The organism is Streptomyces sp. NPDC093795, from assembly GCF_044764665.1.
Lineage (GTDB): Bacteria > Actinomycetota > Actinomycetes > Streptomycetales > Streptomycetaceae > Streptomyces.
Genome location: NZ_JBIWIO010000007.1, coordinates 151,018 through 177,568, shown reverse-complemented (window position 1 = coordinate 177,568; position 26,551 = coordinate 151,018). Strand labels below are relative to the sequence as shown.

The 26,551-nt window shown below is 73.1% G+C and carries 25 protein-coding genes and 7 tRNA genes; 19 read left to right on the top strand and 13 right to left on the bottom strand.

What is annotated here, in order from left to right; translation table 11 throughout:
- Positions 1–357 precede the first annotated feature (357 nt).
- The 3 genes from ACIRB7_RS20455 to ACIRB7_RS20445 all read left to right on the top strand — a co-directional run bounded on the left by ACIRB7_RS20455 (position 358) and on the right by ACIRB7_RS20445 (position 2,293).
- Positions 358–525: a hypothetical protein gene (locus tag ACIRB7_RS20455; protein WP_403600365.1), complete on the top strand. Its 168-nt coding sequence runs from the start codon at positions 358–360 to the stop codon at positions 523–525.
- Between the two features lie 417 nt (positions 526–942).
- A complete protein-coding gene (locus ACIRB7_RS20450) occupies positions 943–1,953 on the top strand; it encodes a phosphotransferase (RefSeq protein ID WP_403600362.1) in 1,011 nt (336 codons plus the stop codon).
- Positions 1,954–1,999: 46 nt separating this feature from the next.
- Complete coding sequence (locus ACIRB7_RS20445) at positions 2,000–2,293, top strand: zf-TFIIB domain-containing protein (RefSeq protein ID WP_266889767.1); 294 nt, start codon at positions 2,000–2,002, stop codon at positions 2,291–2,293.
- A gap of 51 nt (positions 2,294–2,344) precedes the next feature.
- On the opposite strand, the gene ACIRB7_RS20440 is transcribed toward ACIRB7_RS20445, so the two are convergent.
- The 5 genes from ACIRB7_RS20440 to ACIRB7_RS20420 form a co-directional block, all read right to left on the bottom strand.
- Positions 2,345–2,419: transfer RNA gene (locus tag ACIRB7_RS20440), tRNA-Val, on the bottom strand.
- 39 nt (positions 2,420–2,458) lie between these two features.
- Positions 2,459–2,530: transfer RNA gene (locus tag ACIRB7_RS20435), tRNA-Val, on the bottom strand.
- A 39-nt stretch (positions 2,531–2,569) separates the two neighbouring features.
- A tRNA-Val gene (locus ACIRB7_RS20430) sits at positions 2,570–2,641 on the bottom strand.
- A gap of 1 nt (position 2,642) precedes the next feature.
- A tRNA-Cys gene (locus tag ACIRB7_RS20425) sits at positions 2,643–2,716 on the bottom strand.
- Positions 2,717–2,754: 38 nt separating this feature from the next.
- Positions 2,755–2,827, bottom strand: a tRNA-Gly gene (locus tag ACIRB7_RS20420).
- Positions 2,828–3,059: 232 nt separating this feature from the next.
- Between ACIRB7_RS20420 and ACIRB7_RS20415 the strand changes: the two genes are divergently transcribed.
- The 3 genes from ACIRB7_RS20415 to ACIRB7_RS20405 are packed head-to-tail and all read left to right on the top strand — an operon-like array spanning position 3,060 to position 5,836.
- Positions 3,060–4,127, top strand: coding sequence for a chorismate-binding protein (locus tag ACIRB7_RS20415; RefSeq protein ID WP_403600359.1), 1,068 nt, complete (start codon positions 3,060–3,062; stop codon positions 4,125–4,127).
- Positions 4,124–4,954, top strand: a complete 831-nt coding sequence (locus tag ACIRB7_RS20410; RefSeq protein WP_403600357.1) for an aminotransferase class IV — start codon at positions 4,124–4,126, stop codon at positions 4,952–4,954. The genes ACIRB7_RS20415 and ACIRB7_RS20410 overlap by 4 nt, the downstream gene beginning before the upstream one ends.
- Before the next feature lie 42 nt (positions 4,955–4,996).
- Positions 4,997–5,836, top strand: coding sequence for a GNAT family N-acetyltransferase (locus ACIRB7_RS20405; protein ID WP_403600354.1), 840 nt, complete (start codon positions 4,997–4,999; stop codon positions 5,834–5,836).
- Positions 5,837–5,848: 12 nt separating this feature from the next.
- Here ACIRB7_RS20405 and ACIRB7_RS20400 read toward each other — a convergent pair whose 3' ends face one another.
- Positions 5,849–6,364, bottom strand: a complete 516-nt coding sequence (locus ACIRB7_RS20400) for a DsbA family protein (protein ID WP_403600351.1) — start codon at positions 6,362–6,364, stop codon at positions 5,849–5,851.
- Between the two features lie 148 nt (positions 6,365–6,512).
- On the opposite strand from ACIRB7_RS20400, the gene ACIRB7_RS20395 reads away from it, so the two are divergent.
- A complete protein-coding gene (locus ACIRB7_RS20395) occupies positions 6,513–6,944 on the top strand; it encodes a hypothetical protein (protein WP_403600348.1) in 432 nt (143 codons plus the stop codon).
- Positions 6,945–7,053: 109 nt separating this feature from the next.
- Positions 7,054–7,218: a hypothetical protein gene (locus ACIRB7_RS20390; protein WP_403600345.1), complete on the top strand. Its 165-nt coding sequence runs from the start codon at positions 7,054–7,056 to the stop codon at positions 7,216–7,218.
- Between the two features lie 85 nt (positions 7,219–7,303).
- Here ACIRB7_RS20390 and ACIRB7_RS20385 read toward each other — a convergent pair whose 3' ends face one another.
- Complete coding sequence (locus ACIRB7_RS20385) at positions 7,304–7,861, bottom strand: CGNR zinc finger domain-containing protein (RefSeq protein WP_403600342.1); 558 nt, start codon at positions 7,859–7,861, stop codon at positions 7,304–7,306.
- Positions 7,862–8,053: 192 nt separating this feature from the next.
- Positions 8,054–8,467, bottom strand: coding sequence for an SsgA family sporulation/cell division regulator (locus ACIRB7_RS20380; RefSeq protein ID WP_015032345.1), 414 nt, complete (start codon positions 8,465–8,467; stop codon positions 8,054–8,056).
- 190 nt (positions 8,468–8,657) lie between these two features.
- Here ACIRB7_RS20380 and ACIRB7_RS20375 point away from each other — a divergent pair, with 190 nt between their 5' ends.
- Both ACIRB7_RS20375 and ACIRB7_RS20370 read left to right on the top strand, forming a co-directional pair.
- A complete protein-coding gene (locus ACIRB7_RS20375; protein ID WP_403600339.1) occupies positions 8,658–9,080 on the top strand; it encodes a TIGR02611 family protein in 423 nt (140 codons plus the stop codon).
- Between the two features lie 54 nt (positions 9,081–9,134).
- Positions 9,135–9,209 (top strand) — tRNA-Val (locus ACIRB7_RS20370).
- A 49-nt stretch (positions 9,210–9,258) separates the two neighbouring features.
- On the opposite strand, the gene ACIRB7_RS20365 is transcribed toward ACIRB7_RS20370, so the two are convergent.
- Complete coding sequence (locus tag ACIRB7_RS20365; RefSeq protein WP_403600336.1) at positions 9,259–12,048, bottom strand: SCO7613 C-terminal domain-containing membrane protein; 2,790 nt, start codon at positions 12,046–12,048, stop codon at positions 9,259–9,261.
- A gap of 91 nt (positions 12,049–12,139) precedes the next feature.
- Between ACIRB7_RS20365 and ACIRB7_RS20360 the strand changes: the two genes are divergently transcribed.
- Both ACIRB7_RS20360 and ACIRB7_RS20355 read left to right on the top strand, forming a co-directional pair.
- Positions 12,140–12,586 (top strand): SRPBCC family protein, encoded by a 447-nt coding sequence (locus ACIRB7_RS20360; RefSeq protein ID WP_403600333.1) that lies wholly within the window; start codon positions 12,140–12,142, stop codon positions 12,584–12,586.
- 39 nt (positions 12,587–12,625) lie between these two features.
- Positions 12,626–12,697: transfer RNA gene (locus tag ACIRB7_RS20355), tRNA-Val, on the top strand.
- 48 nt (positions 12,698–12,745) lie between these two features.
- On the opposite strand, the gene ACIRB7_RS20350 is transcribed toward ACIRB7_RS20355, so the two are convergent.
- On the bottom strand, positions 12,746–13,474 hold the full coding sequence (locus ACIRB7_RS20350; RefSeq protein ID WP_403600330.1) for a 3'-5' exonuclease: 729 nt from the start codon (positions 13,472–13,474) through the stop codon (positions 12,746–12,748).
- Positions 13,475–13,595: 121 nt separating this feature from the next.
- Between ACIRB7_RS20350 and ACIRB7_RS20345 the strand changes: the two genes are divergently transcribed.
- The 3 genes from ACIRB7_RS20345 (at position 13,596) to thrS (ending at position 17,654) form a co-directional block, all read left to right on the top strand.
- Positions 13,596–14,171: a DUF4365 domain-containing protein gene (locus ACIRB7_RS20345; protein ID WP_403600328.1), complete on the top strand. Its 576-nt coding sequence runs from the start codon at positions 13,596–13,598 to the stop codon at positions 14,169–14,171.
- Positions 14,171–15,532: a hypothetical protein gene (locus tag ACIRB7_RS20340; protein ID WP_403600325.1), complete on the top strand. Its 1,362-nt coding sequence runs from the start codon at positions 14,171–14,173 to the stop codon at positions 15,530–15,532. Before ACIRB7_RS20345 ends, ACIRB7_RS20340 begins: the two co-directional genes overlap by 1 nt.
- 145 nt (positions 15,533–15,677) lie before the next feature.
- Positions 15,678–17,654: a threonine--tRNA ligase gene (gene thrS / locus ACIRB7_RS20335; protein WP_351216256.1), complete on the top strand. Its 1,977-nt coding sequence runs from the start codon at positions 15,678–15,680 to the stop codon at positions 17,652–17,654.
- Positions 17,655–17,667: 13 nt separating this feature from the next.
- Here thrS and ACIRB7_RS20330 read toward each other — a convergent pair whose 3' ends face one another.
- On the bottom strand, positions 17,668–18,357 hold the full coding sequence (locus tag ACIRB7_RS20330; protein ID WP_403600322.1) for a potassium channel family protein: 690 nt from the start codon (positions 18,355–18,357) through the stop codon (positions 17,668–17,670).
- 65 nt (positions 18,358–18,422) lie between these two features.
- On the opposite strand from ACIRB7_RS20330, the gene ACIRB7_RS20325 reads away from it, so the two are divergent.
- Complete coding sequence (locus tag ACIRB7_RS20325; protein WP_403600319.1) at positions 18,423–18,986, top strand: HIT family protein; 564 nt, start codon at positions 18,423–18,425, stop codon at positions 18,984–18,986.
- A 66-nt stretch (positions 18,987–19,052) separates the two neighbouring features.
- Here the strand turns inward: ACIRB7_RS20325 and ACIRB7_RS20320 are convergent, their stop codons facing one another.
- Entirely contained in the window at positions 19,053–20,711 is a 1,659-nt protein-coding gene (locus tag ACIRB7_RS20320) for a hypothetical protein (RefSeq protein WP_403600316.1), read from the bottom strand.
- Positions 20,712–20,886: 175 nt separating this feature from the next.
- A complete protein-coding gene (locus ACIRB7_RS20315; protein WP_403600314.1) occupies positions 20,887–23,103 on the bottom strand; it encodes an elongation factor G-like protein EF-G2 in 2,217 nt (738 codons plus the stop codon).
- A gap of 334 nt (positions 23,104–23,437) precedes the next feature.
- On the opposite strand from ACIRB7_RS20315, the gene pgsA reads away from it, so the two are divergent.
- The 3 genes from pgsA to ACIRB7_RS20300 are packed head-to-tail and all read left to right on the top strand — an operon-like array spanning position 23,438 to position 26,165.
- Positions 23,438–24,100, top strand: coding sequence for a phosphatidylinositol phosphate synthase (gene pgsA / locus ACIRB7_RS20310; RefSeq protein ID WP_403600311.1), 663 nt, complete (start codon positions 23,438–23,440; stop codon positions 24,098–24,100).
- A 5-nt stretch (positions 24,101–24,105) separates the two neighbouring features.
- Positions 24,106–25,017, top strand: coding sequence for a phosphatidylinositol mannoside acyltransferase (locus ACIRB7_RS20305; RefSeq protein ID WP_403601025.1), 912 nt, complete (start codon positions 24,106–24,108; stop codon positions 25,015–25,017).
- Positions 25,014–26,165: a glycosyltransferase family 4 protein gene (locus tag ACIRB7_RS20300; protein ID WP_403600308.1), complete on the top strand. Its 1,152-nt coding sequence runs from the start codon at positions 25,014–25,016 to the stop codon at positions 26,163–26,165. The genes ACIRB7_RS20305 and ACIRB7_RS20300 overlap by 4 nt, the downstream gene beginning before the upstream one ends.
- Positions 26,166–26,551: the final 386 nt, after the last annotated feature.

Sequence of the window (26,551 nt, the reverse complement as noted above, 5' to 3'; positions counted from 1 at the left end):
GCCGCCCCCAACCCCCCTGCCGGACGCCACACTTGACGCAGGGTCGGGATTCCCGCGAGGGCCCCCGAAGGCGCCGACGAGGGGCCTCGGACCAGGGCGTTCGCGGGACGTCCCACGAAGTGAGCCATGTCACGCCCCCGGGCCCCCTCCGGGAAGACCCCGGGATCGGAGCCTCCGTCTCCACCCAGGGGAGTACGCCGCGCGGGCGGCCCTCATCCTCCGGGAGGCCCGCAAGTCGGTACGAGGGCATGACGTCCCGGCGCTTCCCGCTCCCTAATGTTGAGGTCAAGCGGCGGGTGCAGCACTCGTCCCCCGAGGTCACGCACCCGCCGCGCCAGACACGACAGGAGAGGTCCCATGGCTTTCACGGCACCGAGGACGAGCACCCGGCCTTCGGGCCAGCGCCACCCCCTGGTGGCCACGGCCATGGTCCTCCCTCTCGCGGCCCTGCTCGTGGTCGTCTTCGGCGGCTGGGAGGCAGTGGTCACACAGGCGTCGTCCGTGGGCGTGATGCTGGGGCGCTGAACAGCGCCCCGGACCCGGGAGAGCGGCCCGGGTCGGGACATCCGGCCATCAACCCCGTGGGGACGGGGGTGCGGCGGACGGCAGCGTGGGGCCGGTCAGCTGGGGAGCTGACCGGCCCTCGCGCATTCCACCCGCCGACGGAGGCCGCCCCGCCCGACGAGGGCCCGAGGCCCCCCGGCCCTGCCCAGTTACGGGCTTGCCCCCGGCGACTGCCGCAGGCCGAGGGAACCGCCCCGCCCCGCACGGGCAGCCCCGGCCCGCCCGGCGACCGGCGCAGGTCGAGGGAACCGCCACGGCTCGCCCCGTACGGGCCGCCCCGGCCCGCCCGGCGACCGGCGCAGGCGAAAGGGCCCGCCCCCGCCCGGCGCACCCCACCCGTGCACCCCACCCGTACAACCCTCCCCGTACGCTCCCACCGTGGACTCCACCGACCGGCCTCCCCTCCACCGGCTTCCGCTCGACCGGCCTCCTCTCGACCGGCTCGCCGACCTCGCGTACGCCGCCGCCCACCGTCCCGGTGCGCCCTGCCGGTGTGCGAGTGGTCTCGTCGGGGTGCTCGCCGACCGGGACGACGGGACCGTCGTACGGCACGGGCGGCTCGTCGCCAAGGCGCACGCCCCCGGCACCGACCCCGAGGCGCACCGCGCGCGGGTCGCGCTGGCCGCGCACCCGGATGTCGCCGGCGTCCTCCTCCCGCCCCTCCCGATGCCCGCGCCCGCGCCGGACGAACTCGACGGCCGCCCCGTCACCGTCTGGCCCTACGGCCCGCCCGTCGACCCGGCGGACCCCGATGCCGCCCCCTGGGAGGAGGCGGCGCGGCTGCTCGCCCTGCTCCACCGCACCCCGCCCCCGCCAGGGCCGGCGGGCCGGCTTCCGGCGATGCGCGCGCCCGTCAAGGCGGCCCTCGCCGTGGACCGGATGCGCCGGGAGGCACCGGCCCACCCGGCCACCGCGACGGTCCTCGCCGCCTGGCGGACGATGCCCGCCCCCGCCGCCTCCGAGCCCACCGCCCACGGCCCCCGCCGTCTCTGCCACGGCGACTTCCACCTCGGCCAACTGGTCCGCGACACCGGGGCGGAGCCCGCCCCGGCCTGGCGGCTCATCGACATCGACGACCTCGGCCTCGGCGACCCGGCCTGGGATCTGGCCCGCCCCGCCGCCTGGTTCGCCGCCGGCATCCTGCCCCCGGAGATCTGGGCCCGCTTCCTCGGCGCCTACCAGGAGGCGGAGGGCCCCGCCGTGGGCGCCGATCCGTGGGTCCAACTCGACGTGCCCGCCCGCGCCCTGACCGTCCAGACCGCCGCTCTGGCCCTGGCCAAGTCGACGGCCGAGCGCAGACCGCTCGACGAGGTCGAGGACGTGATGATCGACACCTGCGCCCGGATCGCCGGGCACCGAACCGACGAGGCCCCTCGGGCGTCCACGTAAAGTGAAGCCACCATACGAACGGCGACGTCAGGGAGTTGAGCCGACCATGCAGTGCCCCAAGTGCCACGCGGCGATGCACACGTACAACCGCAACGGTGTCCAGATCGAGCAGTGCAGCGGCTGCCGCGGCATATTCCTGGACTACGGCGAGCTGGAGTCCCTGACCCGCCTGGAGTCCCAGTGGGTCCAGCAGGCCCCGCCCGCCCCTCCGGCCCCGCAGGCGTACCCGGCGCAGCCCGCCCCCGCCGCTCCGGCCTGGGGTGCCCCGCACCACGGCGGTCACCACGGTGGCGGCCACTACCGTCAGCGCGGTTTCGGCCGGATGCTCTTCTCCTCCTGACCGGAGTACGAAGAAGCCCCCGGCCGCGAGATGCGGCCGGGGGCTTCTTGGTGGTGCGCGATACTGGGATTGAACCAGTGACCTCTTCCGTGTCAGGGAAGCGCTCTCCCGCTGAGCTAATCGCGCGGGTTGCACACGTCGTACCCGAAGGAACTGCGTACTGCGTGCGCGATACTGGGATTGAACCAGTGACCTCTTCCGTGTCAGGGAAGCGCTCTCCCGCTGAGCTAATCGCGCGGGACGGTCCGTACGGACCGGATCTTCGGTTGTTCTGCGTGCGCGATACTGGGATTGAACCAGTGACCTCTTCCGTGTCAGGGAAGCGCTCTCCCGCTGAGCTAATCGCGCTTGGAGGTGGAGACGGGATTTGAACCCGTGTAGACGGCTTTGCAGGCCGTTGCCTCGCCTCTCGGCCACTCCACCAGGAGTGAATACAGGGGTCGGGAAGATCCCCCACATCGAGCGGACGACGAGATTCGAACTCGCGACCCTCACCTTGGCAAGGTGATGCTCTACCAACTGAGCCACGTCCGCTTGTCGTTTCCGTTTCGCTTGCGCGTCCCGGCGACGTGTTGAACTCTAGCGGATTCCTGGGCCAGCACAAAAACGCGTTTCCGCAGCGTGCTGACCTGCGGGCCGACCCGGGCGCCGGGCCGGGCGTCCCGGAGGGTTCCCGACGCGTTCACTCGCCGTGTTTCCCGGGTGGCAGGGAGACGCCACCTCCCGCGGTCCGGTGTCCCTCCGTCGGCCGACCTAGACTCGATGCGTGTACGACCTTGCTTCTCTGGCCCGCTTCGGCGGCCTCGTCGCGACCGACCTCCGTGATGTCACCCACGACCCCGAAGCCCTGGACTCCACCGGCTTCTGGGCCGTCTGTGCCGACTTCGAGGGGCGTCTGACCTGCGCCCGCTTCGGAGATGTACGGCCCGACCGCGTTCCCGCGCCCGTCCCTGGCGCCTGGCGCGGTCCCGCCGCCGGTGACTGGACGTCGTCCCTCGACCGCGCCGCGTACATCGCGGGCGTCCGGCGCGTGCGGGAGCACATCGCGCGCGGTGAGGTCTACCAGGCGAACCTCTGCCGGGTGCTGACCGCGCCGCTGCCGGACCCGGCCGCCGCCGACGTCGACGCGCTCACCGCACTGCTCGCCGAGGGGAACCCCGCTCCTTACGCCGGAACGATCCGCCTGCCCGCCCACGGCGTGGAGGTCGCCACCGCCTCTCCCGAGCTGTACCTCCGCAGGGAAGGGGCCCTGATCACCTCCGGCCCCATCAAGGGGACCGGCCGCACCGCCGCCGACCTCCTCCCCAAGGACCACGCGGAGAACGTGATGATCGTCGACCTGGTCCGCAACGACCTGGGGCGCGTCAGCGAGACCGGCTCCGTCGCCGTCCCCGCCCTCTGCGCGACCGAGGAGCACCCCGGCCTCGTCCACCTCGTCTCCACCGTCACCGGCCTGCTGCGGGAGGACGCCGGCTGGCCCGAGCTCCTCGCCGCCACCTTCCCGCCCGGCTCCGTCACCGGCGCCCCCAAGTCCAGCGCCCTGCGGATCATCGAGGCCCTGGAGACCGCCCCGCGCGGCCCCTACTGCGGGGGTGTCGGCTGGGTCGACGCCGACGCGGGCACCGCCGAGCTGGCCGTCGGCATACGCACCTTCTGGATCGACCGCCCCGAGGGCGTGCTCCGCTTCGGCACCGGCGCCGGGATCACCTGGGGCTCCGACCCGGAGCGGGAGTGGGAGGAGACCGAACTCAAGGCCGCCCGGCTCGTCGCGATAGCGTCGGGCGCCTACGAGTCAGGCGCCCTTGAGGCGAGCGGAAAGGCCATTTCTCGATGAAACTCTGGGTCAACGGCGGGCTGCACGAACCGGAGACCGCCCTGGTCTCCGTACTGGACCACGGACTGACCGTCGGCGACGGCGTCTTCGAGACGGTCAAGGCCGAGCGTGGAGAAACGTTTGCTCTGACGCTCCACCTGGAGCGGCTCGCCCGCTCCGCCCGTGGCCTCGGGCTGCCCGACCCGGACCTCGACGAGGTCCGTCGCGCCTGCGCCGCCGTCCTCGAAGCGAACCCGATGGAGCTGGGCCGGCTCCGCATCACGTACACCGGCGGTATCTCCCCGCTCGGCTCGGAGCGCGGCGACGCCGGGGCCGGCCTCGTCGTCGCCCTCGGGGAGACCGGCCGCCGCGCCGACTCCACCGCCGTGATCACCGTGCCCTGGACCCGCAACGAGCGCGGCGCCCTCACCGGCCTCAAGACCACCTCGTACGCCGAGAACGTCGTCGCCCTCGCCAGGGCTCGCGAGCGGGGGGCGACCGAGGCGCTCTTCGCCAACACCGTGGGGCAGCTCTGCGAGGGCACAGGATCCAACGTCTTCGTCGTGGTCGACGGCCGGATCCTCACCCCGCCCGTCTCCTCCGGCTGCCTCGCGGGCATCACCCGCGCCCTGGCGGTCGAGTGGACCGGAGCGCGGGAGACCGACCTGCCGCTGGACGTCCTGGAGAGCGCCGAGGAGATCTTCCTGACCTCGACCCTCCGTGACGTGCAGGCCGTGCACCGGGTCGACGGCCGCGAGCTGTCGCCGGCGCCCGGCCCGGTCACCGCGAAGGCGATGCGGATCTTCGACGAGCGGGCCGCCGGGGACCGGGACCCGCGCCTCGGGTAAAACCTGATGACGGACGGCCCCGGGGTGGGTAGAACACCTCTGATGACCACCACCCTGCGGCCGGCCGAGCCGCTTCAGCAGACGCCCGACGGCGGCCGTTCGCGTACCTACGACGTGTGTGTGAACAGCCGCCGCGTCGGCTCCGTGCACCTCTCCACCGCTCCCGGCTTCGGAGCCGGGGCAGGCGTGATCAGCCGCCTCGCGGTCGACGAGCCCGACCGCGGCCGGGGCAGGGGCATGGTTGCCGCGCTCGCCTCCGAGGAGGTGCTGCGGGGCTGGGGCTGTGTCCAGGTGCAGATATCGGTGCCCGCAGACGCCGTGGCCGCGCAGCGGATGGCCGGCTCCCTCGGCTACACCGAGCGCAGCCGGAACATGCTCAAGGAGCTGCCCGCCGAGCCTCCGGCGCTGCCGGAGGGCGTCGAGATCCGGCCGATGACCGAGGCCGAGTACGCCGGCTGGCAGACGCGCGCCAAGGAGGGCTTCGCGCAGAGCTGGATCGACCGGGGCGTCCCCGAGGAGCAGGCCCGCGCCAAGGCCGAGAGCAGCCATCGGACCCTGCTCCCGGACGGCCTGGCCACGCCCGGCACCGCGATCCACGTGGTCGTACGGGACGGCCGGCCCGCCGGTCATCTGTGGACCGGCCGGATCGAGCTGGAACCGGGTCGGTGGGCGGCCTTCGTCTACGACATCGAGGTCGACGAGGAGCAGCGCGGCCACGGCTACGGGCGGGCGCTCATGCTGCTCGCCGAGCGGGTCGCCCGGGAGGCCGGGGAGACCCTGCTCGGACTGCACGTCTTCGCGGGCAACACCCCGGCGATCCGGCTCTACGAGTCGCTGGGCTTTCGCACGACGTACGTCAACAGCGCCAAGGATCTGCGGTAGGGGAGGGGTTTCTCAGCCCTCGAGAAGGCGGTCGGCGATCTCCTCGATGCGCTCGCGGAGGCCGTCCTGGCTCTGGCCGCCGTCCAGGCGCTCGCCGCCGATCACATAGGTCGGCGTGCCGGTGACCTTGATGGCCTTGCCCTCGGCCTCGTCCGCGTCGACGGTCAGCAGATGCCGGCCGTCGATCAGTGCGGTGTCGAACTCCTCGGCGTCCAGGCCCAGTTCGGTCGCGACCTCCATCAGTACCTGCTCGCCCCGCTCGCCGAGCTCGGCGGTCCTGGCGAGCAGTGCCTCCGCGTAGGGCCAGCCCTTGCCCTGCTCGACGGCCTCCTCGGCGGCCTGCGCGGCGGCGTACGCGTGCTTGTGCTTCGCCAGGGGGAAGTGACGCAGCTGTACGTCGAGCCGGTCGCCGTACTTCTCGCGGAGCGCGCGGACGTCGTCGAGGGCCTGGAGGCAGTCGGGGCACTGGAGGTCGAACCACGCCTCGAGGACGACGGGGGAGACGGGCGCGGTGGTGGAGTCACTCATGACAGCAGTCTCCCTCACCGGGACCTGGGGAGGAGATCCGGCGGGGTCGACCCGGAGATCTCCCTGAGACCGGCCGCCGGGCATGGCCCCGGACGGTCGGGCCGGTGCAGGATGGAAGGGACGTATCACCCGGGACCTGGAGGACCGCATGCTGGCCGAGACCATCTGTTCCGCGGTGTCCGCGGCGGGCCTGGGCATCGCCGCGATCGCGGCGTACCGGAAGCGCTTCCTGACCGCCGCCCGGATGGCGGCCTACGCACTCGTGCCGCTGGGGCTGGTGATGACGGGCGCCGTCGAGTGGATCGCGGGCACGGCGTTCAGCCCGGTCGCCTGGGCCGGGTTCGGCGTGCTGGGCGTCGCATGGCTGCTCTTCCTGTCCACCCGGGCCGTCGAGCGGCGCAGGGGTGGCCGTGAGGAGGCCGCCGGCGGCGCCGGGACGAGAGCGGTGGCCCCGGGGGCGTCCGCGCCCTCGCGCGCCGTGACGGCGAAGCCGCGGGGAGGCCAGGCAGGGCAGGCAGGCCAGGCCGCCGGGGACGACTTCAGCGACATCGAGGCGATTCTGAAGAAGCACGGAATCTGATCGCTTCTGGCGATTCCCGTTCCCATGATCCACGGGAAGGGGTGAACGGCCCCTGCGGTGGGGCGTGTTGCGGGATCCCGGGCCCCGGGTGCGCCATCATCCGTCGGAGATGCCGGATACCTCGCGGGAGACCCTCCCCGCCGCCCCCGACGCCCCTGCCGAAGAGCCGCGCGGCTGCCTGTTCGCGCTCTCCCAGCCTCCACTGATGATCTTCCTCGGGGTGATCGGCTGTCTGCTGCTGATGGCCGCCGTGCACGATCTCTTCGTGCTGTGACGGATCGCGCGGTGCGGGACCGCACTGCGACGGCCGCGCCGTGACGGGCCGCGCTGTGGCAGGTCACGCCGTGAGGGCTCCGGGCTCAGCCCGCCGCTTCCTTGCGGCGCGCCCGGTACGCGGCCACGTGCAGACGGTTGCCGCAGGTGCGGCTGTCGCAGTAGCGGCGCGAGCGGTTGCGTGAGAGGTCGACGAAGGCCCGGCCGCAGTCCGGCGCCTCGCAGCGCCTCAGCCGCTCCTGCTCGCCCGCCACCACGATGAACGCGAGCGCCATGCCGCAGTCGGCCGCGAGGTGGTCCGCCACCGACGCGCCCGGCGCGAAGTAGTGCACGTGCCAGTCGTAGCCGTCGTGGTCGGTGAGCTGGGGGGTGGTGCCCGCACCCGCCACCAGCTGGTTGATCAGGGGGGCCGCGATCCGCGCCTCGGGCGCGGAGAAGACGGCGGCGAACTTCTCGCGGACCTCGCGGACGGCCCGCAGGTCGTCGCCGCCGAGCTCACCCACGCCGCTGATCTTGTGCGCGCGCACGAAGGCCCGCAGCCCGGGGATGTCCGCGAGCTCGTCGGCCCGCTCGCCCTGGGGCGCGGTGTTCATCAGATCGACGACGGTGTCGAGGGCGATCCGGGTGTCGTGGGGGATCAGCACGATTCGCTCCCTGGCCGGCCGCGGGCGGGTGCCCGCGGAATGGCGCTGACTTTAGCGCGACAGGGAAAAGGACAGCGGCGCCCACCACCGCGCCGGCTGCGCGGTGGTGGGCGCCGGATGTCGTGCCTATGTGACTGCCCGCGCGGCGCCGTCGCCCCGAGTCGGACGGCGCCGTGCGGCTCTCGGCCTGGCTCAGCTGTCGGCCAGGATGTGGGAGAGCTCCGTATCCAGGTCGAAGTGCCGGTGCTCGGTGCCAGGTGGCACGGCGGCGTCGGTCCTCTTCAGGAACGACTCCAGGGCCCTCGCCGGGGCCTCGAGCAGGGCTTCTCCCTCGGGGGAGCTCAACGCGATGCAGACGACTCCCTGACCGTGACTACGCGACGGCCAGACGCGGACGTCGCCCGTGCCGGTGGGCCGGTGCAGCCCCTCGGCGAGAAGGTCGCGGGCGAAGACCCACTCGACCGTCTCCTCGGCTCCGGTGTGGAAGGTGGCGTGCACGGCATAGGGATCGGCCGTGTCATACCGCAGGCCCGCGGGTACAGGCAGTGAGGACTCGCTCGACACAACGAGGCGCAGGTGCAGCTCGCAGCTGACCGTGGTGTTCATAAGCGCCAGGGCCTTTCGCTCAGTGTGCGCTCGGGGATTCGCACGTCGGCGAAATCGACATGCCACCTCCGGTGCCGTTGTAAACCCCTCTGTCGGTTTTGTGAGTGTTCAGGTAGCTCGTATGGGCGCCTGTGACCTGCGGTAATACCGCCATTCCGGCGACGGCTCCCCGTCCGGTAAGTTGGGGACCATGAATGCGGAGAGTGACGAGCGCGCCGGGGAGTCCGCAGACGGCCAGGACGCCGAACTGGGATCCCGTGCGCCGGAGTTCATCAAGTCCCGCCGAGGCCTGCATCTGAGCTGGCAGGTCGGCGTCTTCATCGTGGGACTCGCCGTGGTCGGCGCCGGAGTGGTGATGCTGCCGCTGCCCGGACCCGGCTGGCTGGTCATCTTCGGCGGCATGGCGATCTGGGCGACCGAGTTCGTCTGGGCGCAGCTCGTGCTCCGCTGGACCAAGCGCAAGGTCACCGAGGCCGCCCAGCGGGCGCTCGACCCCAAGGTCCGCCGCAGGAACATCATCCTCACCACCGTCGGCCTGGTGATCATCGCCGTCCTGCTCGGCATCTACCTGTGGAAGTTCGGCTTCGTCATGCCGTGGAAGATCGAACAGTGACCGTCGGATGGTTCGGGAGCCCCGCTGACATGCGGTAATGTTTGCGGTGCACCGGGGCGATTAGCTCAGTGGGAGAGCACTTCGTTCACACCGAAGGGGTCACTGGTTCGAACCCAGTATCGCCCACCACCCGGCCCGAAGGCCCGAAGACGGAACACCGTCTTCGGGCCTTCGGCGTTCACCGCATCCGCGCGACCCGGTCCCGGAGCCTCCTGGCGTCCCGCAGCCGCTGCTCGTACGTGGCGCCCACCGCGAGCAGCAGCAGCCCGGCGAGGGCCGGCGGCAGCCAGCGCGGCAGCGCGCCCACCACCTGGACCACGTACGGGGCCAGCTCGTGAAGCCCGTCCAGGGCGAGCACCGCACCACCGAGGACCAGCAGGGCCTGGAGCCGGAACCGCGCGCCGATCAGCGTCACCGCCAGGGCCGCGACCCCCAGGGCCAGTGGGCGGACCCACTCCGGGTCCGTCCAGGCCGCGAGGAGGCTCGGCAGCAGCGTCGCCGCGAGACCGGGGCCGTACGCCGTCCAGGACGAGGCCTCGGGGTCCCGGCGCCGCCGCAGGAACCCGAAGACGAGCGCGGGCACGGTCACCGGGAGCGTGTACGCCTCCGGGGTCGTCACCTCCCAGTCCGCGAGCCGTACCCAGGTGGCCAGCAGGAACAGCACCGCCGCCGTCCAGGAGGCGAACCGTCGCCGCTCCGGCCTTACCGCCGTCGCCGCCGCGATCACCCCGCCGAGGGCCAGGGCCAGTGCCAGGAACGCCGGCCGGGACACGGCGAGGCCGAACGCGGGAAGCGCCACGGCCGCGCCGGTGATCTCCACCGCCAGGGCCACCGCACGCGGGCGCGTCCTGGCCCCCACGGCCGCGGTGGCCGCCGGGACGAGCAGCAGGGCGAGAGCCGTCCAGTGGTCCTCGAACCCGCCGGCGGCCGCCACCGCGCACACCAGGCCGGTCGCGGTGAGGACCGCGCCGATGGCCGCGACCACGCGGCGCGCGTCCGTACCGAGCACCGCCACGCCCGTGAGGAGACCCAGCACCACCCCGAGCACGGCGAACGTCGCTCCCCGCACGTCCAGGGCCAGGGCGAGGGCGCTCACGGCGGACGCGAGTCCGGCGGCATAGGCGAACCAGCCGAGGACGGTCCCGGGCTCCAGGAGGGGGGACCGTGTCCCGGGCCGCTGGGGCGCCCAGGAGGCCCACGGTGCCGCCGGCCCGGCCGACGCCTCCGCCGCGGGCCCGTCGGCCGCGCGCGGGCCGTGAGCGGGGTGCCCGGCCGCGCGCGGGTCGTGAGCCGGGCCCCCGGCCGCGCGCGGGTCGTGAGCGGGGTCTCCGGCCGCGCGCGGGTCGTGAGCCGGGTCCCCGGCCGCGCCCGGGCCGCGCCCCGGGCCGTCGGCCGCCCGCAGGCCGTGGGCCAGCGGGTCCGGGCGGACGACGATCCACAGGGCCGCCGCGGTCGTCAGGAGCTGGAGGGCGAGCGTCGCCGCGTACGGCAGGCCGAGGGAGACCGGCAGGGCGGTGAGCAGCGCCCAGGCCAGGGCGAGGGCCCCGCACCGGGCCCACAGCCGGGGGACCGCCGCGAGAGCCGCGACGGCCACCGCCAGGACCAGGGCCGCCGTCGCCGGGTACGACGTCAGGGCGCGCCCGGCGTGCTCACCGGACCACACGGCCGTCGTCCGGGCCATCGGCCCGAGGAGCCCGGCCATCACCGGCGGCAGCGCCCACGCGACCCCGAGCCCCGCCACACCGGCCCCGGCCCCGGCCAGCCCGAGCCGGACGCCACGCGGCAGCCGGAACCCACCGGCCGCCGTCCCGCGGCCCGCGCCGGACCACCCACGGCCGGGCACCCCGGCGCGGCCCGTGCCTTGGGACACGCCGTGTGCCGAGGCCGCGAACGCCCCGGCTCCGGGCGCCGCCGCGTCGGCCTGGCCCGGGCCCCTGCCCGGCGTCACGCCGGTCTCCGGGGCCGCCGTCGATCCGGTTCCTGCTCCGGTGACCGTCACCGTGCCCGCGACGCGCCACGCCGACGCCAGGGCGAGCCCGCACAGCACGTACCCCGGCACCGCCCAGTCCGCCGGGAGCGCGGTGCGCAGCAGACCGCCCAGGGCCGCCACCGTCGCCAGGCCCGTGACCGTCGAGGCCGCCACCGCGAGGGCGGGCGTGCGCCAGGACACGTACAGCGTCACCGCGGCGCCCGCAAGGAGCAGGGCCGCGCCGCTCCACGGCGTGGTGAGCGACAGCCAGCCGCCCGTCAGGAGCGCCCACCCGCCGAGCAGCACCGCACCGGTGACCGCCGTGATCCGGACCGACGCCGGCCGTGCCCACAGCACCACCGCCCCGTCCGCCGCGGCCGTCACCAGGGCCGCCCACGCGAAGGCCGTCGACCCGCCGCCGACCGCGAGCACGCCCAGAGGCAGCGGCAGCTGGGCCGCGACCACGGCCACCGGCAGCGGGATCCGCAGCCGGGACAGCGCCGATCCGTACGCGGTCCACGCGCCCGCGAGGACCGCCGCGGCCACCGCCGTGTACCCGAGGCCGTCCGTCTCCGGCAGCGCCACCCGATGCAGCGCGTACGCATCGAGCACCATCAGGACCAGGCCGAGCGCCGCCACCGACTCGGCCGTCGACACCAGGCTCCTGCGCAGCAGCGCCACCGGCACCACCAGAGCCGCCGAGGTCACCACGGACAGGACCGCGGCGCGGCCGCCGATGCCCATCGAGCCCCAGCTCACTAGCGTGAAGGCGACCGCCGCGACCGTCAGCAGGGTGCCGCCGAGCGTCAGCAGAACGTTCTGCGCGCTGCGGGGGGTCGCGTCCGCCACCGGCGGCCGGGGCCGCGGCGCCGCCGGCGCGTACAACACCTGGAGCAGCCAGGCCCGCCGGGCCAGCAACTGGGACCGGCGTGCGTCGAGTTGCGCCAGCTCGCGGTCGACGAGCACCAGCTCGTCGGCGGGCGGCAGTGAGTTGTCCATATCCGGAGTGTGGCCCCGGCCACACCTGGCGGGAATACGTCCCCGTACTCATCTTCCGGCCCCCCACCTGAGTACCGGCACACTGGGGGGCATGGACTGGTGCCGGTACCGATTCCGCAGCGTCTGGCGGCTTGCCGCCCCGCCCGACGCCGTCTACGCCGTCCTCGAACGCGCCGAGGAGTACCCCCGCTGGTGGCCCCAGGTCCGCGAGGTCGCCTCCGTCGACGACACGACCGGCACCGCCCGCTTCCGGTCCCTCCTCCCGTACGAGCTCGTCGTCACCGTCCGCGCCCAGCGCCAGGACCCGGCCGCCCGGGTCCTGGAGGCCGACCTGAGCGGCGACCTGGAGGGCTGGGTCCGCTGGACCGTCACCGCGGAAGGGTCCGGCACGCGCGCCGTGTACGAGCAGGAGGTCGAGGTCCGCGCCCGCCTCCTGCGGGCCCTCGCCGTCCCCGGGCGGCCCGTCTTCCGCGTCAACCACGCCCTGATGATGCGCGGGGGACGCCGGGGACTCGCGGCCCGCCTCCTATCGGTTTGAACCCAGGGCGCGAGGGCCTGTATGGTTCAACCCGTTCCCGGGCGATTAGCTCAGCGGGAGAGCACTTCGTTCACACCGAAGGGGTCACTGGTTCGATCCCAGTATCGCCCACCGGGTAGAGGCCGGTCCGTCGAAAGACGGACCGGCCTCTGTCATGTGTCACGCCGCCGTGCGCAGTTCCGGCCGCAGCGGCCACGCCGGGTCCACGGTCTCCGGCGTGCCCTGCCGGGTGAACCACGCCTGGAGGCCCCGCGCCTGCGCCGCGTGCCACACCGACTGCAGCGTGTGCAGCTCCGCCGGCGTCAGCCGTTCGAGCCGGGACGAGAAGCGCCGCGCCACCGCCCGTACGACATCGAGCGCCGCCGTCGCGTCCGCCGCCGCGTCGTGCGCACCCGTCAGCTCCACCTCGTAGTGCGCGCAGAGGTCCGTGAGCGTCCGGCGGCCCTTGCGGTAGCGGTCCAGGTGCTTGTCGAGGACCCGCGGGTCGAGCACGCACAGCGGGGTGCCCGGCAGGTAGTCGCCGAGCGTGGACGCCTGGTGCCTGCGCAGCTCGCGGTCGAGGATCGTCAGATCGAACGGCGCGTTCATCACGACCAGCGGACGCCCCGCCGCGACCTGATCGGCCAGCGCCCGCCCCAGCTCCTCCATCACCGGGGCCGGCCAGCGGCCGTACCGCTGGAGGTGATCGTCCGTCAGTCCGTGCACGGCGGTCGCCCCTTCGGGCACCGGTATGCCCGGATTGACCAGCCAGCGCGTCACCCGCGGACGTGCCCCCGCGGTGTCCTGCACGACCAGAGCCGCCGACACGATCCGGTCGCCCTCGACGTCGACTCCTGTGGTCTCCGTGTCGAAAGCGGCCAGGGGCCCTTCGTACCAGTGCATCGTCATCCCTGAACTCCCTGCACACGTGCGGCAGATGGCCAACCCCCTGCCCCGAAACGGTGATACCCGGACTGTTTGCGCCGTACGCGGACCGGTCACAACACAAGGGACGGGGAAGGAAATCGACATGGCGCTCGCCCAGCCCGAGTCGGGAGGGCTGCCGCCCCAGCGGCTGGCACCGACGCGCGGCTCACTCGCCACCACCGCCTGCATGGAGACCCTTCAGGTGGGATACCTGCACGCCGTCGCCGCCGCGGCCGGCTGCTCGCTGTCCCAGCCCTTTCCGGACAACGGCATCGACTGGCACGTGAGCCACGGCTCCCCGGACCACACCGTCGACGACGAGGTGACCATCAAGGTGCAGCTCAAGTGCACCTACCAGATACCGCCGCACCTGCCCGGGGGCACGTCCACGACGTTCTCGTTCACTCTCGACAACGACCACCTGGTGAAGCTCGCCAGAACCCCGGTGTCCGTGCACAAGATCCTCGTCGTGATGCTCGTCCCGAGGTCACAGGAGGACTGGCTGAGAGCGAGCCACGACCGGCTCGACCTGCGGCACTGCTGCTACTGGATCAACCTGGCCGGACACCCGGTCACGGGACGGCGCAGGACCACCGTGCGCATTCCGACGGCGCGGATCTTCGACGACCGGGCGCTCTGCGAGATCATGACCCGGGTCGGCGTGGGAGGGAGACCTTGATGCACCGACCGATCGACGAACCGAGGTTCGGGGACGAAGGGTTCGGGGACGAAGGGGCCGGCGACGGACGGTCCGGGAACGGAGACGGGGCCGGAGGCGGCCCCGTCTCCCTTCCCCCGCCCTACCGGCCCCACCCCGCGCCCGGCGACGCCCCCGGCTCCTGGACCGGCGTCCCGGCCCCGCCCGCAGGCCCCTGGGCCGAAGGCCACGGCGCACCCGACCCCGGCAGGGTCGACCCGCGCGTCCTCGGCGCCCTCCTGGCCCGCCACGGCTGGCGGCGGCGCGGCGGCGCGCCCGGCCGCTACAGCCGCTGGACCCCGCCGGGCACCGGCACCGGCACCAGCCTCCTCGTCCCCGAGAGCCGGGCCTTCCCGGACTGCGAGGACCTGCTCGGCGAGGCGCTCACCGCCCTCGCTCGCAGCGCCACGCCCTCCGCCCGCGAGGTCCTCACCGGCCTCGCCGTGCCCAGCGACGAGATCCGCTGGTGGCGCGACGTGCCCCCGGGCCCCGCCGGCACCGTCCCCTGGACCGTGCAGGAGCAGCTCAGGTCCGCCGCCCGCCAGCTGCTCCTGGCCGGTGCCCTCGCCGTGCGCGGCCGGGCCGGCTACTACGGGGCCCGGCATCGGCGCCAGGCCCAGGCCTCCCTCGAGACCGTCGTCGTCGGCGCGGCGCCCGGCGGCCGCGGCCTCACCGCCTTCCTGCCGGTGGAACCGGGCCGCCCCGTCGCCGTCCGGCTCTACCACGCGCTCCACGCGGCCCGCGAGGCCACCGACTACCAGCGGGCCACCGGCGGCATGGAAGCCTTCGACGCCGCCGTCGGCGCGGGCGTCAGCCGCGAACTCACCGAGGCCCTCGTCGCCCTCGTCCGCGGCACCGAGGGCGCCCGTATCGCCCTGGCGTGGGCCCCGTCCGCCGGGGCGCCCGAGGGCTGCGCCCCCCGGCCCGAACCGGTCGAGTTCTCCCCGGGCGACCTGCCCGCCCTGCGGGAGGCGAGCGCCCGCTACCTCACCGACGAGCCGTCCGTGCCGGTCCGGCTCACCGGCGCCGTCGTCCGCATGCGCCGCTCCGGGCCGCGCGGCGACGGCACCGTACGCCTCCGGGTGCTCGCCGGGGCGGAGGTCCCGCACGTCCGCGTCACCCTCGACGAGGAGTCGTACCGCACGGCCGGCCACGCGCATCTCGTCGGGCTCCCGATCCGGGTGGTGGGCCGCCTGGAGAGCCGGGGCGGCTTCCGTCGCCTCACCGACGCGTCCGGGGTCGTCCCCGTGCAGGTGGACGAGACGGAACGGGACCGGCTGATGAAGGCCCTCCAGGAGAACCTCGACTTCTTCGAGGAGGCGTGCGGCCCGGACGAGGGGTGAGGGACGGGTCAGGGGCGGGGGAATCCGTTTCGCGGCGGTGGGGGCCACCTCGGTAGGATCGGTGGCGGCGCGGCACCTCGTACCTGTCGCGTACCGACGGCGCAGGCACCTCGTGTCTGCCCGCGCCCCTATGTATGGAGTACCCGTGTCTGATGTCCGTGTGACCGTCCAGTCCGCCTCGGAAGCAGAGGAGAGGGCGGTGAGCGCGGGCACCACCGCCGGCGCCCTGTTCGCCGACGACCGCACCATCATCGCCGCCCGCGTCGGCGGCGAGCTGAAGGACCTGTCGTACGAGCTCTCCGACGGCGATGTCGTCGAGGGCGTCGAGATCTCCTCCCCCGACGGTCTCGACATCCTGCGTCACTCGACCGCGCACGTCATGGCGCAGGCCGTGCAGGAGCTCTTCCCCGAGGCCAAGCTGGGCATCGGCCCGCCGGTCCGGGACGGCTTCTACTACGACTTCGACGTCGAGAAGCCCTTCACTCCCGAGGACCTCAAGGTCATCGAGAAGAAGATGCAGGAGATCCAGAAGCGCGGCCAGCGGTTCGCCCGCCGCGTGGTGACCGACGAGGACGCCCGCGCCGAGCTGGCGGACGAGCCGTACAAGCTGGAACTCATCGGCATCAAGGGTTCCGCTTCGACCGACGACGGGGCGAACGTCGAGGTGGGCGGCGGCGAGCTGACCATCTACGACAACCTCGACGCCAAGACCGGCGACCTGTGCTGGAAGGACCTCTGCCGCGGTCCGCACCTGCCGACCACCCGGAACATCCCCGCGTTCAAGCTGATGCGCAACGCCGCCGCCTACTGGCGCGGCAGCGAGAAGAACCCGATGCTCCAGCGCATCTACGGCACCGCCTGGCCGTCGAAGGAGGAGCTGAAGGCCCACCTCGACTTCCTCGCCGAGGCGGAGAAGCGCGACCACCGCAAGCTGGGCAACGAGCTCGACCTCTTCTCCGTCCCCGACGAGATCGGCTCCGGCCTCGCCGTCTTCCACCCCAAGGGCGGCATCATCCGCCGGGTCATGGAGGACTACTCGCGCAAGCGGCACGAGGAGGAGGGCTACGAGTTCGTCTACTCGCCGCACGCCACCAAGGGCAAGCTGTTCGAGAAGTCGGGCCACCTCGACTGGTACGCCGAGGGCATGTACCCCCCCATGCAGCTCGACGAGGGCGTGGACTACTACCTCAAGCCCATGAACTGCCCGATGCACAACCTGATCTTCGACGCGCGCGGCCGTTCGTACCGTGAACTGCCGCTGCGCCTCTTCGAGTTCGGCACCGTGTACCGGTACGAGAAGTCCGGCGTCGTGCACGGACTGACCAGGGCCCGCGGCTTCACCCAGGACGACGCGCACATCTACTGCACCAAGGAGCAGATGGCGGAGGAGCTCGACAAGACCCTCACCTTCGTCCTCAACCTGCTCCGCGACTACGGTCTGACCGACTTCTACCTGGAGCTGTCCACCAAGGACCCGGAGAAGTTCGTCGGCTCCGACGAGGTGTGGGAGGAGGCCACCGCGGTCCTCCAGCAGGTCGCCGAGAAGCAGGGCCTCCCGCTGACCCCCGACCCGGGCGGCGCCGCGTTCTACGGCCCGAAGATCTCCGTGCAGGCGCGCGACGCCATCGGCCGCACCTGGCAGATGTCGACCGTGCAGCTCGACTTCAACCTGCCGGAGCGCTTCGACCTGGAGTACACCTCCCCGGACGGCACCAAGCAGCGCCCGGTCATGATCCACCGCGCGCTGTTCGGCTCCATCGAGCGCTTCTTCGCGGTGCTCCTCGAGCACTACGCGGGCGCGATGCCGCCGTGGCTGGCGCCCGTCCAGGCGACCGGCATCCCGATCGGTGACGCGCACGTCGACTACCTGCACGAGTTCGCCGCCAAGGCGAAGAAGCAGGGTCTGCGGGTGGAGGTCGACTCCTCGTCGGACCGGATGCAGAAGAAGATCCGGAACGCGCAGAAGCAGAAGGTCCCGTTCATGGTCATCGCGGGTGACGAGGACATGGCCGCCGGCGCCGTCTCCTTCCGCTACCGCGACGGTTCGCAGGAGAACGGCATCCCCGTCGACGAGGCCATCGCCAAGCTCGCCAAGGTCGTCGAGGACCGCGTCCAGGTGTGATGACCTGAGCGGTTCAGGAGGCCCCCGGGGAATCCCCCGGGGGCCTCTTCTCGTCCTCCCGGGTGAACGCCTGGATCAGCCAGGAGGAGAACGAACCCGTCACCGCGCCCAGGAGCGCCAGACCGCAGGCCATCACGCCCACCGCCGTCAGCCTGCCGATCGGTGTCACCGGCGCCACGTCCCCGTACCCGACGGTCGCGAGCGTGGCGCAGGTCCACCACACCGCGTCGCCGAAGGTACGGATCGTGGCGCCGGGAGCGTCCACCTCGTGGCGGTAGACCGTGAGCGCGCCCGCGAAGCCGAGCAGGGCCGTGCTCAGGCCGGCGTAGACCATCACGCGCACGTAGAGGCTGAGGCGTGGTGTGCCGTGGCGGCGCTGGACCCGGTCGTAGAGGCTCACCATGCGCACCGGCCGCAGCAGCGGCAGCAGCAGGACCACCGTGTCGAGGACGTGGGTGCGGACGAAGCGGAGCGGCCCCGTGCCGCTCAGGCGGAGCCGTACCGCGTAGTCCACGACGAACATGGCCCAGGCGGCGACCATGACGGCGAGGCAGGCGTCGAGCCAGGCCTGGGGGAGGTGGTGGCGGGCGAGGACGCGGACCGCGTAGCCGGTCAGGAAGGCGAGGGAGGCCACGGCGAGCGGGATCTCCATGCGGCGGTCCCAGCGTTCCTGGCGTGGCGGTTTCGGGGGCCTGTCGCTCATCGGAACAGCATGGCCGCCCCATGGATCCTCCGCCCCGGCGACACGTTCCGAACGGGCGACGCAATATGCTGCACAGCATGACGACTGAGCCGGAACAGCAGATCGGAGTGGGGACGCGGGACGCGTTCCAGCGCCTGTGGACGCCTCACCGGATGGCGTACATCCAGGGCGAGAACAAGCCGACCGGGCCGGGGGCCGAGGACGGCTGCCCGTTCTGCTCGATCCCGGCGAAGTCGGACGAGGACGGCCTGGTCATCGCGCGCGGCGCGAGCGTGTACGCGGTCCTCAACCTGTATCCGTACAACGGCGGGCACCTCATGGTCGTCCCCTACCGTCATGTCGCCGACTACACGGATCTGGACGTCGCGGAGACGGCGGAGCTCGCCGACTTCACCAAGCGCGCGATGGTCGCGCTGCGGGCGGCGTCCGGGGCGCACGGCTTCAACATCGGCATGAACCAGGGCGCCGTCGCGGGCGCGGGCATCGCCGCCCATCTGCACCAGCACGTGGTGCCGCGCTGGGGCGGCGACACGAACTTCATGCCGGTCGTCGGTCACACCAAGGTGCTGCCGCAGCTGCTCGCCGACACCCGGAAGATGCTGGCCGACGCCTGGCCGGCCACCATCTGATCCGTTCGGGGCCCGCCATCCGGTCCGTACGGGCGGCCCCCACGCGTCGATCCGTACGGGCGGCCCTCACGCGTCGTAGACGTCGGCCTTCTTCGGGCCGGGGTCCTGGACGCCGCCGCCGAGGATGAGCGAGCGGTTGGTGAAGCGCTCCGTGTCCACGCCGTGTTCGTCGAGCATCTTGATGGTCGCGGCGTGGACCGCCCGCAGCACCGGCGTCGCCATGCGGATGGCGTCGTCGGCCATGAACCGGTTCTTCCAGGGCGGGCCGGCCCAGATGTGCCGCAGCCCGAAGGGCTCGGGCAGCACGAGCTTGCCGCCGAGGTAGTCAAGGACCGGCGGGTACCAGGTGAGCGGGGCGCGGACCGCGAGCCGGACGACCTCGTCGGTCGTCATCAGCGGCTGCTGGATCTCCTTGGTCTCCCAGAAGCGGACGGTCTTGGAGACCTCCTTGGTCTTCGCCTTCGGCTTCGTGGTGAACAGGCCGTGGACGGGACCGAGGGCGTGTCCGGTGACCTCGATCCGCAGGGTGTGGAGCAGCGACGTCACCGTGACCATCATGGTGAGCACCAGGTTCCCGTCCCAGAGCGTGAACTGCACGCCGAGGTAGTGGCGGTTGCCGGCGCCGAACTGCTGGTCGTTGCAGACACGCTGTATCTCGTGCGGCTTGACCTGGTAGTGGACGATGCTGTCGCCCTCGGGGCGGGCGACCTCGTCGGCGCCCTCGCCCACCGGGGAGACGATCCAGTGCTTGACGGTCGGCTTGGGGAAGCCGGTCTTGAGGGAGCCGCGCTCCAGCAGCGTGAGCTGGTCGTGGATCTTGCGGACGACGTCCCAGGCACGGAAGTCGTGGATCTCGCGGCCGGGCTGCGGGATCAGCTCCTCTGCGAGCGTCCAGCTGCCCCAGCGCGTGCCGAGGCCGAGGACGCCCTTCGCGCCCGCGTAGAACACGATGTTGGACTGCTGCTCCGCGGAGAGCTTCTCCAGGTTCTGCCGCAGTTCCTCGGCGGCCTTCTCGCTCGGGTCACGGGGAGCCGCCTCGGGGATCTTGGCACCGATGCCGCCACCGCTGAGCAGGGCCGTCCAGCGCTCCCGCAGATCGACGGCGGTCCTCTCGCAGATCCGGCGGGCGAGGAACCAGCCCACGACCGGAGCCACGAGCATGGCGCGCAGATAGGCCGACAGGATCCCGTCGAAGGGCAGCTTGAGCAGGACGAGCAGGGCGAGGAACCCGGCCGCGACGAGGAGGGCCGTGCCGATGGCGCTGGTGCGCTTCTTGTCCGAACCCGCGGCCATCCGGCGGAGCTGGATGACGCCGAGCCAGAGCAGCAGGCCGGGCAGGAAGAGCACCCCGCAGACCAGGGTGACCAGGCTCAGCTTGATGTCACGCTGCCTACGCAGGCGGGAGGCGGCGAGACAGTGCTCGACGACCGGCTGCGGTTCGGCACCGAACGACTGGATGAGGGCCTTGCGGGCGCCGCCGAGCATACGGACCTGGACGGCACGCGAGAACGCCTCGCCGAGGTCGGGGCGGAAGAGCTTGTGCCACTTCCCCTCCTTGACCGTCGACTTGTAGAGGTCGTTGTCGGCTTCCTTGATCGTGTCCAGCGGACTGTCCCGGTACGCGGCGGACGCCAGGGCGTTCGTCGCCCCCGTACCGCCGCCGGAGCCCTGGAGGGGGATCTGTGCCCCGGGTCCGAAACCGTCCATCGCCACTGCCGCCCCCATCGCGCGCGAGTCCCTGTGCGGGCTGTTCCCAACTGCCGCGCCCCGCACACCTTCTGAGCTGGGCACCCCAGCGTAACCGGGTACCGCCTGATGCGTCACCGGAGTAGGACGGCTCGGCCGAATGCCGCCCGCTCCACGGGTCGGACACGGGCGGCCCCGGCTGTCACACCGTCAGTCAGGCGCCCTTCCCGGCCCGTTCGCGTACCTTCTCCGCGAGGTGCGGCGGCATCGGCTCGTGCCGGACGTACGCACGGTCGAACCGGCCGGTGCCGTGCGACACGGACCGCAGGTCGATCGCGTACCGCCCGATCTCGATCTCCGGCACCTCGGCGCGGACCACCGTCCGCCCGGGCCCCGCCTGGTCGGTGCCGACGACCCGGCCGCGCCGCCCCGACAGGTCGCTCATCACGGGGCCGACGTACTCGTCCGGCACGAGGACCTGGACCTCGGCGACCGGCTCCAGGAGCTGGACGGCGACCTCGGCGGCCGCCTCGCGCAGCGCGAGCGCCCCGGCCGTCTGGAACGCGGCGTCGGAGGAGTCCACCGAGTGCGCCTTGCCGTCCCGCAGGGTGACCCGGATGTCGACGAGCGGATGGCCGGCGGCGACGCCCCGCGCGGCCTGGGCCCGTACCCCCTTCTCGACGGAGGGGATGAACTGGCGCGGCACCGCCCCGCCGACCACCTTGTCGACGAACTCGATGCCGCTGCCCGGCGGGAGCGGCTCCACCTCGATCTCGCAGATCGCGTACTGGCCGTGGCCGCCGGACTGTTTGACGTGCCGGCCCCGGCCCGCGGCGGCGCCGCCGAAGGTCTCGCGCAGCGCCACCTTGTACGGCACGGCGTCGACCCGCACCCCGAAGCGGCCCCTGAGGCGTTCGAGGGCGACGTCCTGGTGGGCCTCGCCCAGGCACCACAGCACCACCTGCCGGGTGTCCTGGTTCTGTTCGAGGCGCAGGGTCGGGTCCTCGGCGACAAGACGGGCGAGGCCCTGCGAAAGACGGTCCTCGTCGGCCTTGCTGTGGGCCTCGACGGCGAGCGGCAGCAGGGGCTCCGGCATGCTCCAGGGCTCCATCAGGAGCGGATCGTCCTTCGCGGAGATCGTGTCGCCGGTCTCGGCCCGGCCGAGCCGGGCCACACAGGCCAGGTCCCCGGCGACGCACTCCGCCATGGGCCGCTGCTGCTTCCCGAAGGGCGAGGTGAGCCCGCCGATCCGCTCCTCCGCCTCGTGCGGCTCCCGCCCCTCGTGGCCCCGGTCGGCCAGGCCGTGACCGGAGATGTGGACGGTCTCGTCGGGGCGCAGGGTGCCGGAGAAGACCCGGACGAGGGAGACCCGGCCGACGTACGGGTCGGCGGCCGTCTTGACGACCTCGGCGACCAGGGGGCCCTCGGGGTCGCAGGCGATCGGGGGCCGGGGGCGGCCGTCGGGGGTGGTGACGGCGGGCGGCTCGTGCTCGACGGGGGAGGGGAAGCCGCCGGTGATCAGCTCGAGGAGTTCGAGGGTGCCCAGGCCCTGTGTGCCGCCGTCGGCGGCGGGGGCGGCCGCGAGCACCGGGTGGAAGGCGCCCCGGGCGACGGCCTTCTCCAGGTCGTCGACGAGGGTCTGCACGTCGATCTGTTCCCCGCCGAGGTAGCGGTCCATGAGGGTCTCGTCCTCGCTCTCGGCGATGATTCCCTCGATCAGCCGGGCGCGGGCCTCCGCGACGACCTCCCGTCGGCCCTCGTCGGGCGGGCTCTCCCGCCGTACCCCCGTGGAGTAGTCGTGGAGCCGCTCCGAGAGCAGGCCGATCAGGCCGGTCGCGGGCGCGTGCCCGTCGGGTCCCTCGTCGCCGAGCACCGGAAGGTAGAGGGGGAGGACGGCGTCCGGGTCGTCGCGGCCGAAGAGGGAGCCGCAGACGGCGGTGAGCTCGTCGAAGCCGGTGCGGGCGGTGTCGAGGTGGGTGACGACGATGGCGCGGGGCATGCCGACGGCGGCGCACTCCTCCCAGATCATCCGGGTGGAGGCGGCGACGGCGTCGGCCTCCTGGGCGGCCGAGACGACGAAGAGGGCCGCGTCCGCGGCGCGCAGACCGGCCCTCAGCTCCCCGACGAAGTCGGCGTACCCGGGGGTGTCGAGGAGGTTGATCTTGTACCCGTCCCAGCCGATCGGGACGAGGGAGAGCTGTACGGAACGGTGCTGGCGGTGCTCGATCTCGTCGTAGTCGGAGACGGTGGCGCCGTCCTCGACCCGGCCGGCCCGGTTGAGCGCCCCCGCGGCCTGCGCGAGCGCCTCCACCAGGGTCGTCTTGCCGGATCCGCTGTGGCCGACCAGCACCACGTTCCGCACGGCCGTGGGCCGGTCGGCCGTCGGAGCCCTGCCGGCGGCCCCGGCGGCGGTGTTCGCCTTGTCACCCATGATGTGTTCCTCCCGACTGCTCGCACGTGCGGCGGGATGCGGGCGCGGGGGAGTGGTGTGACGCGGTACGGCTCCTGCGGTGCCCGCGGTGGTCCTTCGAGCTTTGCACCGACGCCAGGAGGCGTCCATACGTCGCGCCGGCGCCAGGACATCGCGCCCGTACGACGCACCGCCGGCGCCAGGTCCGCGCCCGTACGTCGTCCCCGGGAGAGCCCCACGGGGGACGCCGACGCGGCGGGGGCGGGTGCCCGCCCGTACGCCGGGGCGCGCGTGGCTACGATGGGTGAGCCGGTGGTCGTAGGGGCCGCGCGGCCCACCGAACGTCGGGAAGGCCATGCTGAACAAGTACGCGCGTGCATTTTTTACGCGTGTCCTCACACCGTTCGCCGCGTTTCTGCTCCGCCGGGGCGTCAGTCCCGACGCGGTCACGCTCATCGGCACGGCGGGAGTGATGGCCGGTGCGCTGGTCTTCTTCCCCCGCGGAGAGTTCTTCTGGGGCACCATCGTCATCACCCTCTTCGTCTTCTCCGACCTCGTCGACGGCAACATGGCCCGGCAGGCGGGGATCTCCAGCCGCTGGGGAGCCTTCCTCGACTCGACGCTCGACCGGGTCGCCGACGGCGCGATCTTCGGCGGCTTCGCGCTGTGGTACGCGGGCAAGGGCGACGACAACGTGCTGTGCGCCGTGGCGATCTTCTGCCTGGCGAGCGGCCAGGTCGTCTCGTACACCAAGGCGCGCGGCGAATCGATCGGCCTGCCCGTCGCCGTCAACGGCCTGATCGAGCGCGCCGAACGCCTGGTGATCTCCCTGGTCGCCGCGGGCCTCGCAGGACTGAGCACGTTCGGCGTGCCCGGCGTCGAGGTCCTGCTCCCGATCGCCCTGTGGATCGTGGCCGTCGGCAGCGCCGTGACCCTGGGCCAGCGGGTCGTGACCGTACGGCGGGAATCGGCCGAGGCGGACGCCGCCGCGGCCGGTGGGAGCGGGGCGGCGTCGTGAGCGCGCTGAAGGACCGACTGAGCGACGGGCTGTACGGCGCCGGCTGGGCGACCGTCAAGAAACTGCCCGAGCCGGTGGCCGCGGGCCTCGGCCGGCGGATCGCCGACCTCGCGTGGAAGCGGCGTGGAAAGAGCGTCCTGCGGCTTGAGGCCAACCTCGCGCGCGTGGTGCCCGACGCCACCCCCGAGCGCCTCGCCGAGCTGTCGAAGGCCGGCATGCGCTCGTACATGCGGTACTGGATGGAGTCCTTCCGGCTGCCGGTCTGGAGCAAGGAGCGGGTCGAACGCGGGGTCGACATGAAGGGCGCCCACCATCTGGAGGAAGGCCTCGCCGCCGGGCGCGGGGTCGTCGTCGCCCTGCCGCACCTGGCGAACTGGGACCTGGCCGGCGCGTGGGCGACCCGTGCGCTCGGCGTGCCCTTCACGACCGTCGCGGAGCGGCTGAAGCCGGAGACGCTCTTCGACCGGTTCGTCGCCTACCGCGAGTCCCTCGGCATGGAGGTCCTCCCGCACACCGGGGGCTCCGCCTTCGGCACGCTCGCGCGGCGCCTGCGGGCGGGCGGCCTGGTCTGCCTGGTCGCCGACCGCGACCTGTCGGCCGCCGGCACCGAGGTCACCTTCTTCGGCGCCACCGCGCGGATGCCGGCGGGGCCCGCGATGCTCGCCCAGCAGACGGGCGCGCTGCTGCTGCCGGCGACGCTCTGGTACGACGGGCCGGTCATGAAGGGGCGGATCCACCCGCCCGTCGAGGTCCCCGACACGGGCACGCGGGCCGAGAAGACGTCCGTGATGACCCAGGCGGTGGCCGACGTCTTCGCCGCCGGCATCGCGGAGCACCCGGAGGACTGGCACATGCTGCAACGACTGTGGCTCGCGGACCTGGAAGAACGTCCGGAGCGGGAGGGCGGGACGGCGTGAGGATCGGCATCGTCTGCCCGTACTCCTGGGACGTGCCGGGCGGCGTCCAGTTCCACATCCGCGACCTCGCCGAGCACCTGATCCGGCTCGGTCACGAGGTCTCCGTCCTCGCCCCCGCCGACGACGAGACCCCGCTGCCGCCGTACGTGGTCTCGGCCGGCCGGGCCGTCCCCGTGTCGTACAACGGCTCGGTGGCACGGCTCAGCTTCGGCTTCCTGTCCGCCGCGCGGGTGCGGCGCTGGCTGCACGACGGCACCTTCGACGTCGTCCACATCCACGAGCCGACCTCGCCCTCGCTCGGGCTGCTCACCTGCTGGGCGGCGCAGGGGCCGATCGTGGCCACCTTCCACACGTCGAACCCGCGCTCGCGGGCGATGATCGCGGCGTATCCGATCCTCCAGCCCGCCCTGGAGAAGATCAGCGCCCGCATCGCGGTGAGCGAGTACGCGCGGCGGACGCTCGTCGAGCACCTCGGCGGTGACGCCGTCGTCATCCCCAACGGGGTCGATGTCGACTTCTTCGCCCGCGCCGAACCGAAGAAGGAGTGGCAGGGCGAGACCCTCGGCTTCATCGGACGCATCGACGAGCCGCGGAAGGGCCTGCCGGTCCTCATGCGGGCCCTGCCCAGGATCCTCACCGAGCGGCCCGGCGCGCGGCTCCTCGTCGCCGGGCGCGGGGACGAGGAGGAGGCGGTGGCCTCGCTGCCGCGCGAGCTGCGGTCCCGGGTGGAGTTCCTCGGCATGGTCAGCGACGAGGACAAGGCGCGGCTGCTGCGCAGTGTCGACGTGTACGTGGCGCCCAACACCGGCGGGGAGAGCTTCGGGATCATCCTCGTCGAGGCCCTGTCGGCAGGCGCGCCGGTCCTCGCCTCCGACCTCGACGCCTTCGCCCAGGTCCTCGACCAGGGCGCGGCGGGCGACCTCTTCACCAACGAGGACGCGGACGCCCTCGCGACCGCGGCGATCCGGCTCCTGGGCGACGAGAAGCGCCGTGCGGGGCTGAGCGTCCGGGGCTCGGCCCATGTACGCCGCTTCGACTGGACGACGGTCGGCGCGGACATCCTCTCGGTGTACGAGACGGTGACGGACGGCGCGGCGGCAGTGGACACAGACGAACGCGTAAGCCTCCGAACCCGCCTGGGCCTGTAGCCCCCACCCACGACGAACCTGTCCGGCGCCAAGGCGCTGCCAGCCCGCGGCGCGGCCGTGCGGCCCCCGTACGGGCCCCCGTGCGGGGCGCCCCCGTATGGGCTCCGCCCCCGGTGAAGGCGCCTCCCCCGTGAGAGCGCCCCCGCGCGGGCAACCGCCCGCACCCCAGCCCACCGCCGTGTGGGCAATCGTCCCGCAGGGCGGGACGGGTGGGCACACGGGACGGCGCCCTCGGCGGCGCCTCCGCCCCTGGTGCCCGGACCCGCGCCACCAGGCGCGGCGCACACGGGGTGCGGGTTTCAGGCGCGGAAGCCTAGGCCCGGCAAGCGGCGCCGTCCGTTGTGCCCACCCTCCCCCAGACTCCGTCCGGGGGGACCCCCAAGCCC

Excerpts from the sequence above, each read along its gene's own strand:
- ACIRB7_RS20455 (WP_403600365.1), top strand. The coding sequence starts at position 358 with ATGGCTTTCACGGCACCGAGGACGAGCACCCGGCCTTCGGGCCAGCGC.
- ACIRB7_RS20445 (WP_266889767.1), top strand. The coding sequence starts at position 2,000 with ATGCAGTGCCCCAAGTGCCACGCGGCGATGCACACGTACAACCGCAAC.
- ACIRB7_RS20410 (WP_403600357.1), top strand. The coding sequence starts at position 4,124 with ATGAAACTCTGGGTCAACGGCGGGCTGCACGAACCGGAGACCGCCCTG.
- ACIRB7_RS20405 (WP_403600354.1), top strand. The coding sequence starts at position 4,997 with ATGACCACCACCCTGCGGCCGGCCGAGCCGCTTCAGCAGACGCCCGAC.
- ACIRB7_RS20400 (WP_403600351.1), bottom strand. The coding sequence starts at position 6,364 with ATGAGTGACTCCACCACCGCGCCCGTCTCCCCCGTCGTCCTCGAGGCG.
- ACIRB7_RS20395 (WP_403600348.1), top strand. The coding sequence starts at position 6,513 with ATGCTGGCCGAGACCATCTGTTCCGCGGTGTCCGCGGCGGGCCTGGGC.
- ACIRB7_RS20390 (WP_403600345.1), top strand. The coding sequence starts at position 7,054 with ATGCCGGATACCTCGCGGGAGACCCTCCCCGCCGCCCCCGACGCCCCT.
- ACIRB7_RS20380 (WP_015032345.1), bottom strand. The coding sequence starts at position 8,467 with ATGAACACCACGGTCAGCTGCGAGCTGCACCTGCGCCTCGTTGTGTCG.
- ACIRB7_RS20375 (WP_403600339.1), top strand. The coding sequence starts at position 8,658 with ATGAATGCGGAGAGTGACGAGCGCGCCGGGGAGTCCGCAGACGGCCAG.
- ACIRB7_RS20365 (WP_403600336.1), bottom strand. The coding sequence starts at position 12,048 with ATGGACAACTCACTGCCGCCCGCCGACGAGCTGGTGCTCGTCGACCGC.
- ACIRB7_RS20360 (WP_403600333.1), top strand. The coding sequence starts at position 12,140 with ATGGACTGGTGCCGGTACCGATTCCGCAGCGTCTGGCGGCTTGCCGCC.
- ACIRB7_RS20350 (WP_403600330.1), bottom strand. The coding sequence starts at position 13,474 with ATGACGATGCACTGGTACGAAGGGCCCCTGGCCGCTTTCGACACGGAG.
- ACIRB7_RS20345 (WP_403600328.1), top strand. The coding sequence starts at position 13,596 with ATGGCGCTCGCCCAGCCCGAGTCGGGAGGGCTGCCGCCCCAGCGGCTG.
- ACIRB7_RS20340 (WP_403600325.1), top strand. The coding sequence starts at position 14,171 with ATGCACCGACCGATCGACGAACCGAGGTTCGGGGACGAAGGGTTCGGG.
- ACIRB7_RS20330 (WP_403600322.1), bottom strand. The coding sequence starts at position 18,357 with ATGAGCGACAGGCCCCCGAAACCGCCACGCCAGGAACGCTGGGACCGC.
- ACIRB7_RS20325 (WP_403600319.1), top strand. The coding sequence starts at position 18,423 with ATGCTGCACAGCATGACGACTGAGCCGGAACAGCAGATCGGAGTGGGG.
- ACIRB7_RS20320 (WP_403600316.1), bottom strand. The coding sequence starts at position 20,711 with ATGGGGGCGGCAGTGGCGATGGACGGTTTCGGACCCGGGGCACAGATC.
- ACIRB7_RS20315 (WP_403600314.1), bottom strand. The coding sequence starts at position 23,103 with ATGGGTGACAAGGCGAACACCGCCGCCGGGGCCGCCGGCAGGGCTCCG.
- pgsA (WP_403600311.1), top strand. The coding sequence starts at position 23,438 with ATGCTGAACAAGTACGCGCGTGCATTTTTTACGCGTGTCCTCACACCG.